The organism is Spirosoma migulaei (assembly GCF_054776855.1).
Map to the genome: position 1 here is coordinate 149,561 of NZ_BAAHBG010000006.1, position 15,216 is coordinate 164,776.

General features: G+C 45.7%; 11 protein-coding genes. 3 read left to right on the forward strand and 8 right to left on the reverse strand.

Translation table 11 applies throughout. The features are described 5' to 3' along the window. Positions 1–27: 27 nt before the first annotated feature. The 3 genes from ACYVGO_RS08730 to ACYVGO_RS08740 form a co-directional block, all read right to left on the reverse strand. The gene (locus ACYVGO_RS08730) at positions 28–2,469 is read right to left on the reverse strand and encodes a TonB-dependent receptor (protein ID WP_460968934.1); all 2,442 of its coding nucleotides are present in this window, start codon (positions 2,467–2,469) and stop codon (positions 28–30) included. A 173-nt stretch (positions 2,470–2,642) separates the two neighbouring features. Continuing rightward, the gene (locus ACYVGO_RS08735) at positions 2,643–3,527 is read right to left on the reverse strand and encodes a PPK2 family polyphosphate kinase (RefSeq protein WP_460968935.1); all 885 of its coding nucleotides are present in this window, start codon (positions 3,525–3,527) and stop codon (positions 2,643–2,645) included. Between the two features lies 1 nt (position 3,528). Beyond that, positions 3,529–4,410, reverse strand: coding sequence for a PPK2 family polyphosphate kinase (locus tag ACYVGO_RS08740; RefSeq protein ID WP_460968936.1), 882 nt, complete (start codon positions 4,408–4,410; stop codon positions 3,529–3,531). A 112-nt stretch (positions 4,411–4,522) separates the two neighbouring features. On the opposite strand from ACYVGO_RS08740, the gene msrA reads away from it, so the two are divergent. Together msrA and ACYVGO_RS08750 are read left to right on the forward strand one after the other, a co-directional pair. Next, entirely contained in the window at positions 4,523–5,089 is a 567-nt protein-coding gene (gene msrA / locus ACYVGO_RS08745; RefSeq protein WP_142776322.1) for a peptide-methionine (S)-S-oxide reductase MsrA, read from the forward strand. Between the two features lie 280 nt (positions 5,090–5,369). After that, positions 5,370–5,894: a hypothetical protein gene (locus tag ACYVGO_RS08750; RefSeq protein ID WP_142776323.1), complete on the forward strand. Its 525-nt coding sequence runs from the start codon at positions 5,370–5,372 to the stop codon at positions 5,892–5,894. Positions 5,895–5,968: 74 nt separating this feature from the next. On the opposite strand, the gene ACYVGO_RS08755 is transcribed toward ACYVGO_RS08750, so the two are convergent. Continuing rightward, positions 5,969–8,095 (reverse strand): prolyl oligopeptidase family serine peptidase, encoded by a 2,127-nt coding sequence (locus ACYVGO_RS08755; protein ID WP_460968937.1) that lies wholly within the window; start codon positions 8,093–8,095, stop codon positions 5,969–5,971. Positions 8,096–8,295: 200 nt separating this feature from the next. Between ACYVGO_RS08755 and ACYVGO_RS08760 the strand changes: the two genes are divergently transcribed. Next, entirely contained in the window at positions 8,296–11,520 is a 3,225-nt protein-coding gene (locus ACYVGO_RS08760; protein ID WP_460968938.1) for a sensor histidine kinase, read from the forward strand. Here the strand turns inward: ACYVGO_RS08760 and ACYVGO_RS08765 are convergent. The 4 genes from ACYVGO_RS08765 to ACYVGO_RS08780 form a co-directional block, all read right to left on the reverse strand. Continuing rightward, a complete protein-coding gene (locus ACYVGO_RS08765) occupies positions 11,517–12,059 on the reverse strand; it encodes a 3'-5' exonuclease (protein ID WP_460968939.1) in 543 nt (180 codons plus the stop codon). The genes ACYVGO_RS08760 and ACYVGO_RS08765 overlap by 4 nt on opposite strands. Before the next feature lie 92 nt (positions 12,060–12,151). Next, positions 12,152–13,669 carry a S41 family peptidase gene (locus ACYVGO_RS08770; protein ID WP_142776326.1) on the reverse strand — a complete coding sequence of 506 codons (1,518 nt, stop codon included), beginning with the start codon at positions 13,667–13,669 and terminating at the stop codon, positions 12,152–12,154. Positions 13,670–13,857: 188 nt separating this feature from the next. Further along, on the reverse strand, positions 13,858–14,067 hold the full coding sequence (locus ACYVGO_RS08775) for a hypothetical protein (protein ID WP_142776327.1): 210 nt from the start codon (positions 14,065–14,067) through the stop codon (positions 13,858–13,860). An 80-nt stretch (positions 14,068–14,147) separates the two neighbouring features. Next, the gene (locus ACYVGO_RS08780; RefSeq protein ID WP_460968940.1) at positions 14,148–15,056 is read right to left on the reverse strand and encodes an EamA family transporter; all 909 of its coding nucleotides are present in this window, start codon (positions 15,054–15,056) and stop codon (positions 14,148–14,150) included. Positions 15,057–15,216 lie beyond the last annotated feature (160 nt).

A 15,216-nucleotide genomic window follows, 5' to 3' on the forward strand; every position in this document is an offset into this window, starting at 1 on the left:
ATCGGCCGACCCAGAGGGTCGGCGCTACTAAAATTTGAAATTATAGGTCACCGAAGGGATAATTGTCGCGAACACAGAATACCGAATGGCTTCGGTAACCTGTGGATTGTCGGCGTTCGGCTGGAAATAAACCGAAAACGCATTTTTGCGTGCGTACGCGTTATAAACCGAGAAGACCCAGTTATCTTCTTTTCGTTTACCCGGACGTTTGCGCCCTTGTAGGGTGGCCGCCAGATCGAGTCGGTGATAAGCCGGAATCCGGTAATTGTTGCGGCCGTCGTAGATTGGCCCTACGTAATCGCCAAACACAAATCGACCCGTTGGAAAGGTGCCTGGCGTACCACTGGCATAGGTAAATGTGGCCGAGAAGTTCCATCGTTTGGCATTTGGCGGATCAAACAACAGCACAGACGTCAGCGTATGTCGTTTATCGAAACGAGTCGGGTACCAGTTATCATTGTTGATTCCAGCTACCTGCCGCTCGGTTTTGGCTAGTGTATAGCTAATCCAACCATTAACTACCCCGGTGTTTCGCTTAATGAAAAACTCAGCTCCATAGGCCCGTCCTTTGCCACTGAGCAAATCCCCTTCGAGGTATTTGTTTAAGATCAGGCTCGCTCCATCAATGTAGTCAATCTGATTCTGTAGCCATTTATAATAGACCTCCACCGAAGCTTCGAACTCACTACCGGCTCCCTTCGTGCGTCCAAAGTTCTTAAAGAAACCACCAGCAATCTGATCCCCAACCTGCGGCTTAATGTTATTGGTAGAGGGCGTCCAGATGTCTAAGGGTGTTGATGCAGTTGTATTGGAAATCAGGTGGATATACTGCGCCAGCCGGTTGTAGCTTAATTTGAGTGAGCTATTATCAGTCAAATCGTATTTGGCGGCAAAACGCGGCTCCCAGTTACCATACGTCTTTACTACATCCCCTCCCCGATACGCCACAGTTGTGACAACTTCTCGCCGGGTTCCCAGGGGCACATCCGTCTGAAACGTGTACGCTTCACCCGGACCAACGTAATTGAATAAGGAATAACGAAGGCCATATTGAAGCTGCAGTTTAGTAGTCAGTTGCTGCTCGTTGCCAATATAAAGCGCGGCCTCGAAAGCATGTTTATTCGCTATCCCAAATGAACGGACACTTCCCGAACTGGCAGCTGTAGCCGTACCAGGTTGAAAATCATGTATGATAGCCTGTCCGCCAAACGTAATCGTATTCTTCCCCAAAAACAGGGAAAAATCAGGTTTCAAACTATAATCGACAATTCGGGAATCAGTTCGAAAATAGTCATTCGGCGTTTTCTGTTTCAGGTCGGTATTCAGCGAATAGTCGTAATTGCTGTAGTAGGCCGTTGTATTCAGGAATAGCCGGTCGCTGAATACATGGTTCCAGCGGGCCGAAAGCGTCGTGTTTCCCCAGTTGAAACCAAAGTCGGCACCAAACACATCGCGCCCCAGATAGCCCGATAGAAACACGGTATTTTTATCGTTGATATGGTAGTTACCTTTAGCGGTAAGATCGTAAAAATAGAATTTAGCTCCTTTCAAATCGCTGTTTAGAAAGGGTTGGGCCAGAATATCCGCATACGAACGTCGTGCGGCTACAATAAACGATCCTTTTCCTTTAAATAAGGGACGCTCGTACGATAAACGGCTAAAAATAAGCCCAATACCTCCGTTTAATTCCGGTTTCTTGGCATTCCCCTCTTTTAACCGAACATCTAAAATTGATGCAATTCGTCCCCCGTAGTTCGCCGGTATACCGCCTTTAATAAGTTTCACATCTTTTACAGCATCGGGATTGAATACCGAAAAGAAGCCAAATAAGTGAGATGAATTGTAAACCGGGGCTTCATCCAGCAGCACCAGATTCTGGTCAATACTTCCCCCGCGAACGTTAAAGCCGGTTGCCCCTTCGCCCACGGTTGAAACGCCCGGTAACAGTTGAATGCTCCGTATAACATCAACCTCGCCCAACAAGGCGGGAATACGCTTAAGGGTTTTTACGTCAATCTTATTGACGCTCATTTCAATATTTTTGACGTTATCATCTTCGCGTTTCGTTGACACAACGACCTCCTGCAATTGCTTTCCTTCCTGCTTCAGTTCAAGATCCAGGCGCACATTACGATCCGCTAGATCGACCGCTTTCGTTTCTTTTTCATAACCAACATAGCTGATCACCAAGTGGTAACTTCCTGGTGGCAGCGTTACAGCATAAAATCCATAGCTGTTTGTGACAGCCCCAGTGCTCGTTTCTTTTACGTAAACCGAGACCCCGATTAATCCTTCTCCATTGGCGGCATCCTTTATGTAGCCACTAACCGTCAGGCCCGCTGCCCGGCCTCCTTTGTCCTGTGCAGTTCCAATCTTGTTTGTAGTTAACGAACCCTGTGCGTTGCTACTTCGCAGGGGCAGGCAAAAAAGGAAGAGAGAGTATATCCAAAGTAGTGTAGTATATTTCATTGCGTTTGTCGTAGTCCACCTATCTTTAAAATGGCGGTTCAGATTGGTATCGCAAAAGTATATCTACTCCTATTAGTATTAGGCAAAAATTAGATAAACCAGCTAAATCAAGCGCTGAACGGTAGCCGGCGTAGGACAAAACCAATAAGTGTGATTTAGAAAGGGAACAACGGTCAGGATTTTCTGTCTTGTTTTTTAATCTGCCTGATTAACGATTGGGCTTCTTTTTTGTCGGTCGTGGGAAAATGAACTGGTAACGATTCTATAAGTTCGGTTAAAATATGGGCAATGATGAGCTGTTGATTGATTCGGTCATCGCTTGGAATTACATACCAGGGATTTTGTTTGGTAGCGGTGGCATTGATCGTATCTTCATAAGCTAGCAGGTGTTTAGGCCAGAACTCCCGCTCTTTCAGATCGTTTTCACTAAGTTTCCATTGCTTTTCCGTGTCTTCTAAACGGGCGATAAGCCGCTTCCCCTGCTCTTCTTTAGACACATGAAGGTAAAATTTCACGACTGGGAAGCCATTCCGAAACAGGTAATCTTCAAAATGGACAATATCGCCAAATCGCTGTTTCCAGAGAATCGTTTCGTTTTTAGGGACTAAGCTCGCTGGGATCAACTGCTCTTGTAAGCGCTCCGGGTGAACACGCAGCGCAAGAACTTCCTCGTAATACGATCGGTTAAATACCCCAATGATACCGCGTTCGGGTAACTCCTGCCAGAATCGCCATAGAAAATCATGCTTCAGGTCTTCCTCTGCCGGCTTCTTGAAAGGGGCCATCTGAAATCGGGATGGATTCACACCTTTAAATATCCGCCGAATACTACTGTCTTTTCCGGCGGCATCCATGGCCTGAAAAACAACTAGCATGCCATAATGGCCATCGGCATGCATCCGATTTTGAGCCTGATCCATACGGATAGCCAGCTCGTCGACCTGTTGGTTTTGGTCGGCTTCATCACGGTAGAACGGCTCAATGAGGGTTGGCATTTCACGAATTGAAAAGGGTTGCCGTCCATCATATCGAAATGTACTTGTCTTAACTTTTCCCATACTACTGCGCCTGAATGACAGGAATTAGCTTCTGTAGCTCCTTAAATCGTTTGTCGTCGGGCTCAGGAGTAGCAATTGGAAGCTTTTTAAGTTCGTCGATAATGATTTGTCCGACCAGTAATCGCATATTCTTTTTATCGTCGGCGGGAATTATATACCAGGGCGCATTATCGGTAGCTGTTTCAGCAATGCAGGTCTCGTAGGCATCCTGATAGTCGTCCCAGAAATCACGTTCTTTCACATCCCCTTCCTGAAATTTCCAGTTTTTTTCCTGGTCTTTAATCCGTTCAATCAGCCGCTCGGCCTGTTCCTTTTTTGAAACATGCAGGTAAAACTTAATGGTTGGGAAGCCATTTCGGTAGAGAAACGTTTCCATATCCCGAATTGCCTGGTAGCGGTGTTTAAATAGTTTGTCTAAATCGTCGGTCACTTTTTCGGGCAATCGCTGACTCTGTGTCAGAATTTCCGGATGCACTTTCGTTACCAGTACCTCTTCGTAATACGATCGGTTAAATACCCCAATTGTGCCACGCTCGGGCAGTTCGCGCCAGCTGCGCCATAAAAAGTCGTGGTCGAGTTCCTGATCAGTTGGACGTTTGAACGCATATACTTTTACGCCGGCGGGATTTGTACCCGTAAACACATTCTGAATGGTTCCGTCTTTTCCGGCAGCATCCAACGCCTGAAATACAGTTAGCAAACCGTATCGGTTGTGGGCGTACATCTTTTCCTGCCATTTATCGATTTCAGCGGCCTGTTGCCGAAGTAGTGCTTCATAATGGGCATCATCTTCGTACAAATCATCAACTTTGGTGGGCGCTTTTTTCAGCTTGAAGGATTTGTCTCCGTCGTAACGAAAACGGTCGGTATTGAAGTCTTTCACAGGGTTTGATGGTAAACTTTACGTGGGTAAGCACTGTTAACTAAGTAGACAAATTAACCCAATAAAACCTATAAGGTTTGAGAAATCGGATAGGTTTATAGAATCACAAGTTATGACCACAAATCAATCGACCAATCTGGCTAAAGCGACTTTTGGAACAGGTTGCTTCTGGTGTACAGAGGCCCTCTATGAATCGCTCGATGGTGTTATCTCGGCGGTATCAGGCTACGAAGGTGGGCACAAGGTCAACCCAACTTATACTGAAGTTTGTACCGGCACAACCGGGCATGCCGAGTGTGTAGAAATCACCTATGATCCGGCAAAAATTACTTACCAGGAGTTACTGGAAGCTTTCTTCCGAAGCCATGACCCAACGTCTCTAAATCGGCAGGGTAATGATATTGGTACGCAATATAGATCGGTTATTTTTTACCATACCGATGAACAGAAGCAGCTAGCCGAAACTGCCAAAGTAGAGTTAAACAAGTCGGGGGCATATGATAGCCCAATTGTTACGGAGATCAGCCCAGCCGAAACGTTTTACGAGGCAGAGGCCTATCATCAAAGTTACTTTGCCAATAATCCCAACCAGGGCTATTGCGCCTTTGTCGTTGCTCCCAAAGTTGAGAAATTCAGAAAGGTTTTTAAAGAGAAATTGAAACCTGAGCTTGCTCATTAATACTATAACCACACAAAGGGCATAGCCTTTAAGCTCCTCATAGTGAGGAGCTTTTTTTATATTATTTATCAAATAGATTAAAAAGCCATGAAATCGACTTATCTGAATGAATTGTTTTCGATGATTTTCATCATCGTCAATAGGTTATACGGCCCTGTTTGCTATGTTTGTTGCGTAGGCGAATATATGACCGATTAATAAGTGGTTCGTCTTAACGTTTGTTAGGCCCACAGATTCGCTTTTACTTTGTCTCAAATTTTAACGCAAACAATTGAATCAAATGAAAAAAATCCACTTTACTCTTTTGCTGGTCCTTGGTCTTTTAGCCGGCACGAAATCGTTCGCTCAGATGTCAATTGACAAAGGGACTAAGTTTATCAACCTGGGTATTGGCGTAGGTGGTTATGCAAGTGCAGGTGGGATCGCCTTTGGAGGCTCTGCGGACTTTGGTGTTGCTCCAAATTTCACTGTCGGTGGCCAGGTAGCCTACCGTAGTTTTAACTATGGCTATATTGGTTATAATGATAAAATCAATTATCTCTACTTTGCAGTTCGCGGTTCATATCACTTTAACGAATTATTGAGCCTAAGTACGGATAAAGCTGATCTTTATGCAGGTCTCGGCTTAGGATACGAGAGTGTTTCTTACAGCAACAGTATTTATAGCGGTACTGCTTTTGGAAGCGGTATTTTCGTTCCTGTTCACCTTGGTGGTCGTTATATGTTTGCGGAGAAAGTAGGAGGATTTGCTGAATTAGGAACAGGCATTGCTCCACTTCTTTTAGGAATTACATTCAAGCTGTAAGCAGAGAAATAATTTAACTAGGTACAAAAAAGGCCAATCCTGATCAGGATTGGCCTTTTTTGTACCTAGTTAAATTATTTCTCTGCCACTTCCTTCAAACTGGCTACGCCCATATTCCAGAGAATAAAAGAGTAAATGTCGGCGGTGGTTTCGATGTTCTTTTTGGTATTGCTGGCACCGTGGCCCGAGTTGGTGTCAATTCGAATTAGTACGGGATTCTTTCCTTTATATACCTCCTGTAAGGTGGCTGCATACTTAAACGAGTGAGCCGGTACAACCCGGTCATCGTGGTCGGCCGTTGTGATGAGGGTAGCTGGGTAGTTCAAACCAGGCTTAATATTCTGTATGGGCGAATAAGTATATAGTGCTTTAAACTCTTCGGCGTTGTCGCTGCTGCCATAGTCACTAATCCAGCCCCAGCCAACCGTGAATTTATGGAATCGCAGCATATCCATCACACCCACAGCTGGCAAAGCCACCCGAAATAAATCGGGCCGTTGATTAATAACTGCCCCAACTAGCAACCCTCCGTTAGAGCCACCCTCCAGCGCTAACTTTTGTGGAGACGTATACTTCCGACTAATCACATACTCGGCAGTTGCAATACAGTCGTCAAATACATTCTGTTTCTTGAGTTTCATGCCAGCCTCATGCCATTTTTCGCCGTATTCGCCACCGCCCCGCAAATTCATTTGTACGTAAACGCCACCCTGCTCTAAAAAAGGAATCAGCAATGCATTAAAATAGGGAGACAGACTTATGTTAAATCCTCCATATCCATACAATAATGTTGGATTCTGGCTGTCACGTTTGAGCCCTTTTCGATACGTAATGAACATGGGCACTTTAGTACCATCTTTGCTCGTGCAAAACTCCTGTACCGTTTCGTAGTCGGTTGGTTTAAAATCCACCTCCGGCTGCCGGAATAAGGTACTCTTTTTGCTGGCAATATCGTATCGGTAAATTGTTGGCGGAAAGGTGAATGATGTAAATGTGTAAAACACAAACTTGTCGTCCTGTTCGCCCCCAAAACCCGCTGCCGATCCTACAGCAGGCAATTGAAGTTCATGATCTAGTTTACCCGTTGGCAAATCGTAAACATGAATGCGGGTGGTTACGTCCTTTAAATAATTCGCAAATAATTTACCGCCTGCGGTAGAAGCCCCCTCAAGTTTTTCGGGTTTTTCGGCCACAAAGTCTGTCAGTTTCCCCGTATGAGGTTGCACCCGCGAGATTTTGTAATTGGGTGCGCCGTTGTTATGATGTACTAGAAGCTCGTCGCCCAGGTTATCAATAACCGTATAATTGTACTTGAAGCCCTCAAATAATCGCTGAAATGCAGTATCTCCAGCTTTGAGGTCTTTGTACCAGATTTCGGAGCCATCGGTGCCTTCAGAAATGTTCAGGATCAGAAAACGTTCATCCTCGGTAGTTTGTGCACCCATATAACGTAGTGGATGCGCCTTGTCTTCATATACCAATGGATCAGTCGATTGGGTAGTACCTATACGGTGGAAATACACCTTCTGAAATTCATTCTTGGAAGATAATTCCTGTCCGATGGCTGGTTTATCGTAACGGCTATAATAAAACCCATCGCCTTGCCACGCAGCTCCGCTAAACTTCGTCCATTCGAGTTTTTCGGGTAGCGTCTCAAGCGTATTCATATCCATGATCTGAATGGTTTGCCAATCGGAGCCTGCCTTTGATACCGTATAAGCCGCATAATGCCCGGTTTTGGAAAGACTGAATCCGCCCAGGCGTGTCGTACCATCGGCCGATAATTTGTTGGGATCAATAACTACTTCGGGTTTTACATCGAGACCTTTCTGACGATATAGCACCGACTGGTTTTGTAAACCATCATTCTTGCGAAAATAAAAATAAGCTCCCTTGCGCGACGGAGCCGAATATTTCGGGTAGTTATAGACCTGCTCCAATCGAGCCTGTAACTGCTTACGATAAGGAATCTGGGCCAGGTAGTCGAAGGTAACTTTGTTTTCAGCTTTGACCCAGTCGGCTGTTTCGGCCGAACGATCATCTTCAAGCCAGCGGTACGGATCGGCAACCTGCGTACCATGATAGCTATCGACCTGATCCGTTTTTCGGGCTTGTGGATACGATAGTGGCTGGGCGGCCTGCCCCAATGCAATGGATGAACTCAGCATGAAACAAAAAGGAATAGGTTTAAGAAATTGCATCGGCGGATGAAGGTTAGAACAAATGATAACGAACTACCTACGAATTTACGGCAAACCGCCAGAATCCCTATATTTCTTAGTTATTATTACCTACAGCCGAAGTAATAGCCTGAAAATGGTATTTATTGGTTGACAAACTTGGATATTTAGTAAATAGATAGCTCATTTACAGTCCCTTCCTACAAGCTTATTTTATTTCCATGACACGACTTGGCTGCTTATGCTTCCACTTCCTCTTCCTGAGCTTAGTCCCTCAGTTTGGGTGGACACAGTCAGCTTCGTCAGGTACTGTGTTTCGAATAGACCATGTTGGTGTTAGCGACGGGCTGACGCAGGGATCGGTTTATTATATGCTGAAAGATAGTCGTGGGTTTCTATGGCTAGGCACACAGGATGGTCTAAATCGCTATGATGGGCATCGCTTCCGCACGTATCGTCCAGCACTTAATAAAGATGGAACTATTCAGTCTGGCACCATTCGGGGGATTAATATTTTTGGCATCGTTGAAGACTCCGATGCCAACTTATGGATCGGTACAGAAGAAGGACTAAACCGCTATGATCGAAAAAAAGACCGTTTCGATTGTTTCTTTGTTAATGACTCTAAACATAGGCAAACTCGCTTGAGTAGCCGCACAATTCCATTTTTCATTAACCAAACTGAACTGATTTACCTCAGTGATTCGGAGGGCTTAGTACAGTTCGACTATCGAAAACGGCATAAAACCATATTGGCCGCCAACTTACACCCTACTAAAGAATACGATCTACAAAGCTCGGCAGTTCGATCAGCAACGGGCGATATCTGGCTTCATGCTTCTACAGGTCTACTCCGCTATAATCCTAAAAGCCAATCCCTTTCGCATTATTTCAGCAGCCATCCTCATAACCTGTTTGGGCAGGCTCAGGCCATTTTTTCATTTTATATTGATGCTGACGATATTGTCTGGCTGGGTACTGGAACTGGGCTGATTCGCTTTGATTATCGTCAGGCAACTTATCAGACATACACAGTATTGGGAGCCAAACCTATAAGTGCTATTTATAGCATTGCCTCCGATCAGCGTGGGCGGCTGTGGCTCGGGACGCAACGTGATGGCGTGCTTTACTTCGATAAACGAGCACGAATGTTTGGACAGGTTCATAGCTTCATGAAAAATACCCGCCAATTGAGCGAGTTTAAAATCAGCAAAGTATATATCGATAACCTGGGGATTGTATGGGCCAATACCGATCCTGACGGGCTAGCTCGCATTGTTCCAGATGCCTTTTTATTTGGCGGACTTACGAAAGCCCAGGTTAGTGATACCCTCCCCGCTAATCAACGCCTAAGTAGCTATACCGTCCGGGGTTTTTTAGAAGAGCGCTTTGACCGGCTATGGGTTCTTACCCAAAACGGCATTGATATCCTGGATCCTCGTACCAACCGTATTACAGAGCGCTATCTAACCAATATTCCATCAAGTAGCGGCCCTGTTCGAAGTATTGCCCGAAGCCTTTATCGCGATCCTCAGCGACGCATTTGGGTAGGTAGAACGGGCGGAGTAATGGCGTTCGATCAAAAAACCAAACTATTCGAATCCATTTTGTTTCCATCCTCGACCAGTTTACTAAGCGCCAATTATGTGCGTAACCTGGTCAGCATTTCCGATACAATGCTGGTAGCAGCTACCGAAGATGGGATTTATGCACTGAATACAGTCCAACGTAAATGGTCTAAAGTACCTGTGCTGGATGGGCAGAATATATTCAGCCTTTGGTACAATGCACCCGCCCGGCAGCTATGGGTTGGTACGTATCTGAATGGGTATTACTGCTACCAAGTATCCCGAACTGGAGATTCTCTGGTGGGAGGTTCTCAAGCCAGAGGAGTCAAGCCACTGAATTGGAAATTTATCCGATCAGGGCTAAAAGGCTATATGGTGCTCCATATTCGGCCTGATGCCAGCAAGGAAACTCTTTGGCTTTCCTGCGACCGGGGCGCCGTAGCGCTGAACGCTCAAAGTGGCAAGTTTCGTTTGTACACCGAGCGCCAGGGGCTAGCCAGTTCATTTGTCTATGGTACACTTACCGATGCCCAGAATAAAATCTGGATGAGTACAAACCGAGGCATCTCGCGCTTCGACCCAACCACACAGGCAATGAAAAACTTTACCCATACAGATGGCCTTCAGGGATACGAGTTCAACGGGAATGCGTTTGTACGCATGGCAAATGGTGAGTTATATTTTGGGGGCGTTAACGGATTTAACCGGTTTCGTCCTGACGCTTTCCATAGCAGTTTAGTTAATCCCTATGTTTATATTTATTCATTGAGCATTAACGAGGTGCCATTTACTACGGATACCTATGTAGGAGAAGCAACGCGCATCGACTTAGATCATACCCAAAATACGCTGGCCCTGGAATTTGCCGCTCTGGATTTCTTTAGCAACGGCCAGAATAATTATCAGTATCAGCTAACTGGCTATGATGACCAATGGGTGCGGGCGGGAGAACGCAATTACGTCCGATACGCAAACCTGCCCCCTGGCGATTATACATTTCAGGTCAAAACAGCAAATCAGGATGGTTATTGGAGTCACCGTATCCACAAACTAGCCATTCATATTGAGCCGCCTTTCTGGAGAAGTGTATCCTTTATGCTAATCGTTATTGTACTGATCATACTAGCAATATGGGGCTGGATTCGTCAGCGAGAAAATGCTATCCGTCGCCAGGAAGTGGACCGCCTGCGGCTGGCTTATGATATTCAGGAACAGGTAAAAAAAGATATTGCCCGTGACTTACACGATGAAATTGGGACCCGGCTGGCTACGATCAAATTATATACTACTCAACTTACCCAGTTAGCGGGTGAGAACCCGAAGATTTTGGTACTCAAAGCTACCGTATTCGAATTAATCAATGATACCATTAGTGATGTTAGGAACCTGCTCCGAAAACTAAATCCACAAACGCTGGAGCGGCACGGCTATGTAGCAGCTGTGGATGAACTGTTTTCTCGTATTAGTGCAAGTGGTGTTATTGACGCCCAATTCCTTCTCAGCGAACCGACCGAGAATACCGATCGGCTCCCTACTAATACTGAAGTAATGTTATATCGAATTACACAAGAGTTAGTCAGTAACTCGTTAAAACACGCTAACGCCAATAGGATAGATTTACACATGCTCTACCAGTCTGATCGCATTGTGTTAATCTACCAGGACAATGGCCTTGGGTTCAGTTACGAGCAGGCACAAAAAAAGGGAGCTGGCTTAGGCATCGGCAATATTGAATCGCGAGTGGCCTTGCTGGGCGGACGCATTTCCTGGCAGAGCAAACCGAGTTATGGCGTTCAGGCTACAATTGAAATTCCAACCAGTTCTGTTAGCCGACATCGCTCAACTAAATCGCCAACCAATTTGCCACAATCAAGTTAACGAAGGTCATCTATCGGCGTAGAAACGCGGGGAATTATTCCCTGAGAATCGTAGCGGAGTAACATTTCAAATAGCAGAACCGTAGCGGCAGCATCGCCCTGCGCACGGTGCCGACCATTGAGCGGAATACCCAGCGAACGGCAAAGTTTCCCTAAACTATAAGAAGGATAACCCGGAATCAGTTTACGGCTTGTTCGAACGGTGCAAAGGGTTCGTCGAAAGAAATCATGCCCTAACCAATTCAATTCTTTCTGTATAAAACTAAAGTCGAAGCCGACGTTATGCGCTACGAAAACAGCATCTTCAGTAATACTAAGGACATCGTTAGCCACGTCGGCAAAGATGGGTGCATCCTGAACCATTTCTTCCGTTATACCAGTCAGATGCCGGATAAAGGGTGGAATCGGGCAGCCAGGATTTAACAAGGAATGGAAAGAATCAACAACCTGCTGACCGTCGTGACGGAAAATGGCAATTTCAGTAAGGCGGGATGGGCCTTTCACGCCCCCAGTTGTTTCAACATCAACGATACAATACACTCACGAATCGGTTAGCGCCACTCTATCGGCGCGTTTATTAGTAAACACTTTTCAGCAAGCAATCAGTTCGCTCCTGACGATCTGGCAATTGTCTATTCTTGTATAGCAGGCAACGGCAAAGACGCCTGCAAAGGTCGGGATAAAATTGGTTTACGAGCAACTACCCCCTGCTGAATCAACCGGAGTGTGTAGTCGAGCACATAATCTCGGTTACTCATCAGATCATCGTAACTACGTGTAACCGTAAAATCGGGTTCAACCGTAAAACCATTTGCCCGATCTGGCACAACCGCATGGGTTAGTTTTTTTAGTGGAATCCGAACCTGAAGCTTAGAATAAGGCAGGGTTACGGTTTTAAAGTGACCTGCAAAATCTCCCCAATACGCGCTCCCGCTGGCTTCGCCAATGAACGTTCCCATGCCGGCATCAAGCGTTTTGGCCAAAACAGTCGTCGTTGCCGAAAAAGATGCACCGTTCATCAGGAAATACAGATTTCCCATAAATGCATCCTTATGACGAGGTCGATAACGCCGGTGTGACGAGCGACTGGCAAAACCACCCGCATCATCGGATTTATATTGGAGGCTAAAATTGAGTACCGATAGCGGATTCCAACGGGTAATAAGCTCAGCTTTGGCAGCCCGTTTCATTTCCTCCTGCTGCATGAGTCGGAACGGCTTTGGCATCCAATAGCGTAGTAATCGGGCTGAATTCAGCACCACTCCTCCCCCATTCCCCTGCATATCAACAACAAGGTTCTGGATATTGTCTTGACGGAGTTGTTTAAAAGCCCGCTTCAAACGTCGGTTAAATGCCCACTGAAACGGGTCTTTCTTTTTCAAGCCCATAAAAGACGACACGCGTAACACAGCCGTATGCGTAAGTGTATCTACAACCCGGACGGATAGGTTGGCCGGCTGATTCATCTCAACACCGTATCGACGTCGTATCGTTGTCCGAAAATTACTCAGATTCGGGCAGCGCAGGCGAGTTTGTCGAACCAGCGTATCGCCCGAAAGCCGGTACGTAATCGAAACTGAATCGGCAGAACCATACCAGGCTGCATAATAGTCAGCAAATTGCACCAGGCTCCACTGTCGGCGTCCGGTTAAATTATCACCATCGGAGCCGGAGTGGTCGGAATTCATTAGTTCGGTATGCAAATCGCCTATGGTACGGCCATTTATGGTAAGCAGTTCCGTACCGCGCTGAAGGCTCGTATCGGCCGAAACATTATGACTGATAAAATACCTGGTATCGACGGGTCGAATATAAAATGGCAGGAAACGAGTCTGCTTCCCAATATAGTTTTTGCGGTGATTCAGGTTTGTATGCCCGTCTTTCAGTGCCGTAACGTATGGACTGAGATGGTGAAAAAACGTAAGGTAATCCATCGGCGCAGTTAGCCGGTTATAGAGCGAATCGTAAAGTTGCTCCATACGCGGTTGGGGTGTATAATAACCCATGCCCGGATGCAACAGATCCAGTTTACGCTTAAGGTAAGTAAAATCGGTACGAGTCTGGGCAGCGGTCAGCGTCTGGGCGGGCGCCGTCAGGCAAGCCATCCCGATCAGCAAGCCCATTAAGCATAGAGTTTGGCCAATCTTCATCTTCACACGTTACGGTAGCAATCCATCTTTCATGATGGGGCACTATTTGTAGGGTGAAGATAAGATTTGGCCTAACTATAATCAAGCAAAAATGTTTAACTATTCATTAAAATTTTGCACCTGCCTGAAAAAACAGGTCAATTCGTAACCTAACGGATCACTACTATTTAGTTAGTATAGCTCGTCTGCTAACTATCTTTACGGTGTGGAATCACCGTCCAGTGTTTTGCACCGGGTATGCGCTCAGCAACAATCGCGGCTGCTACGTCTTCCAGATTTTCTTCGTTTGTTGTGAAGAACAAGCTTTTAGACTGATCATCATTCTGCGTTGTGCGCACCTCATAATATTCATTATGGTGTTCAATCGTATGTTTCTCAACAAGTTGGTATTGTGCCATAGTAGTAGAATAGTTAGATAAGAGTAACTCACAATCCAGACAGATAGTTATTCAGACAAATCACAGAATCCCAAGCTTACTTACCCAAGTACTGTAATTAGTGCAGCCCCACCCACCATAATGCCTGCCCCAATGAGTTTCCGCAGGATTCCTTGCTCACGAAAAAACTGGTATCCGAATAAAACACTGACTAAGGCTGATATCTGAAACAGGGCTAATACATACCCAACCGGCATAGCCGCCAGCGCAATATTACTCGCCATCTGTGATACACCAATAGTGACACATAAAGCCAGGTAAGTTGTTTTCTGTGCAAGAAACACCGTAATCTGCCCGCGCCATGTGGTGCCCATGGTTCGTATAATCCAGATCAGGGTAAACCCAAAACCCAATAAGCACCAGTAAAAAAAAGCGATGGTCGGCGTTGAAAGGATAATGGCTTTCTTTAGAAATGCCCCATCAATGGCCGATAGTACGAGAGCCACTAACCGTAACTTCACCTCTGGTCGCTTAACTAGCCCGATAACACCTAAAAAACCAGACTGCCTGACACGCTGTTCCTTATCATTTAACACAACATAGCTCCCCGCCACAATCAGCAATACACCCGCTACGCCCCACCAGCCAGGGATTTCATTCAGTAAAAAAATACTGAACAACATGCCCACAACGGCCTTATAGGCATTAATCGGCCCCAGTACCGACAAATCGCCGATGTGAATGGCTCGCACCAGAAACACATTTCCAAACATAGCAAACAGGCTGCTCACCAGCATACTTTGCCAAAATTCAGTGGATAATCCTACTAAACGGAGTTGTGGCCAGAATACAAGACTAACTGCCATTAAAACCCCGTACGTTACCGACATAATGAAAAGAGGGTCTGCTGTCCGTTGTGCCAGTTGTTTTTGAAACACATTGGCTAATGGATTGACCAGAATACGTACCAGAATGGCAAAAGAAGTAAGTGTAAGTATGGTTAGGATCATAAAAAGCATTGCAAACAGCCAGTATTTAGCCAAACTGGATAGTGAGCAAATTTAATTTTAATGACAACATCAATGCTTCTCTCGCAGGATTAACTGGATTTCCGCTCAATAAAAACCCTATTGAGCCTGTAATCCTGTCAAAAAAAACTTGTCGTGAACC

Excerpts from the sequence above, each read along its gene's own strand:
- ACYVGO_RS08755 (WP_460968937.1), bottom strand. The coding sequence starts at position 8,095 with ATGCAATTTCTTAAACCTATTCCTTTTTGTTTCATGCTGAGTTCATCC.
- ACYVGO_RS08770 (WP_142776326.1), bottom strand. The coding sequence starts at position 13,669 with ATGAAGATTGGCCAAACTCTATGCTTAATGGGCTTGCTGATCGGGATG.
- ACYVGO_RS08750 (WP_142776323.1), top strand. The coding sequence starts at position 5,370 with ATGAAAAAAATCCACTTTACTCTTTTGCTGGTCCTTGGTCTTTTAGCC.
- msrA (WP_142776322.1), top strand. The coding sequence starts at position 4,523 with ATGACCACAAATCAATCGACCAATCTGGCTAAAGCGACTTTTGGAACA.
- ACYVGO_RS08760 (WP_460968938.1), top strand. The coding sequence starts at position 8,296 with ATGACACGACTTGGCTGCTTATGCTTCCACTTCCTCTTCCTGAGCTTA.
- ACYVGO_RS08780 (WP_460968940.1), bottom strand. The coding sequence starts at position 15,056 with ATGATCCTAACCATACTTACACTTACTTCTTTTGCCATTCTGGTACGT.
- ACYVGO_RS08730 (WP_460968934.1), bottom strand. The coding sequence starts at position 2,469 with ATGAAATATACTACACTACTTTGGATATACTCTCTCTTCCTTTTTTGC.
- ACYVGO_RS08775 (WP_142776327.1), bottom strand. The coding sequence starts at position 14,067 with ATGGCACAATACCAACTTGTTGAGAAACATACGATTGAACACCATAAT.
- ACYVGO_RS08735 (WP_460968935.1), bottom strand. The coding sequence starts at position 3,527 with ATGGGAAAAGTTAAGACAAGTACATTTCGATATGATGGACGGCAACCC.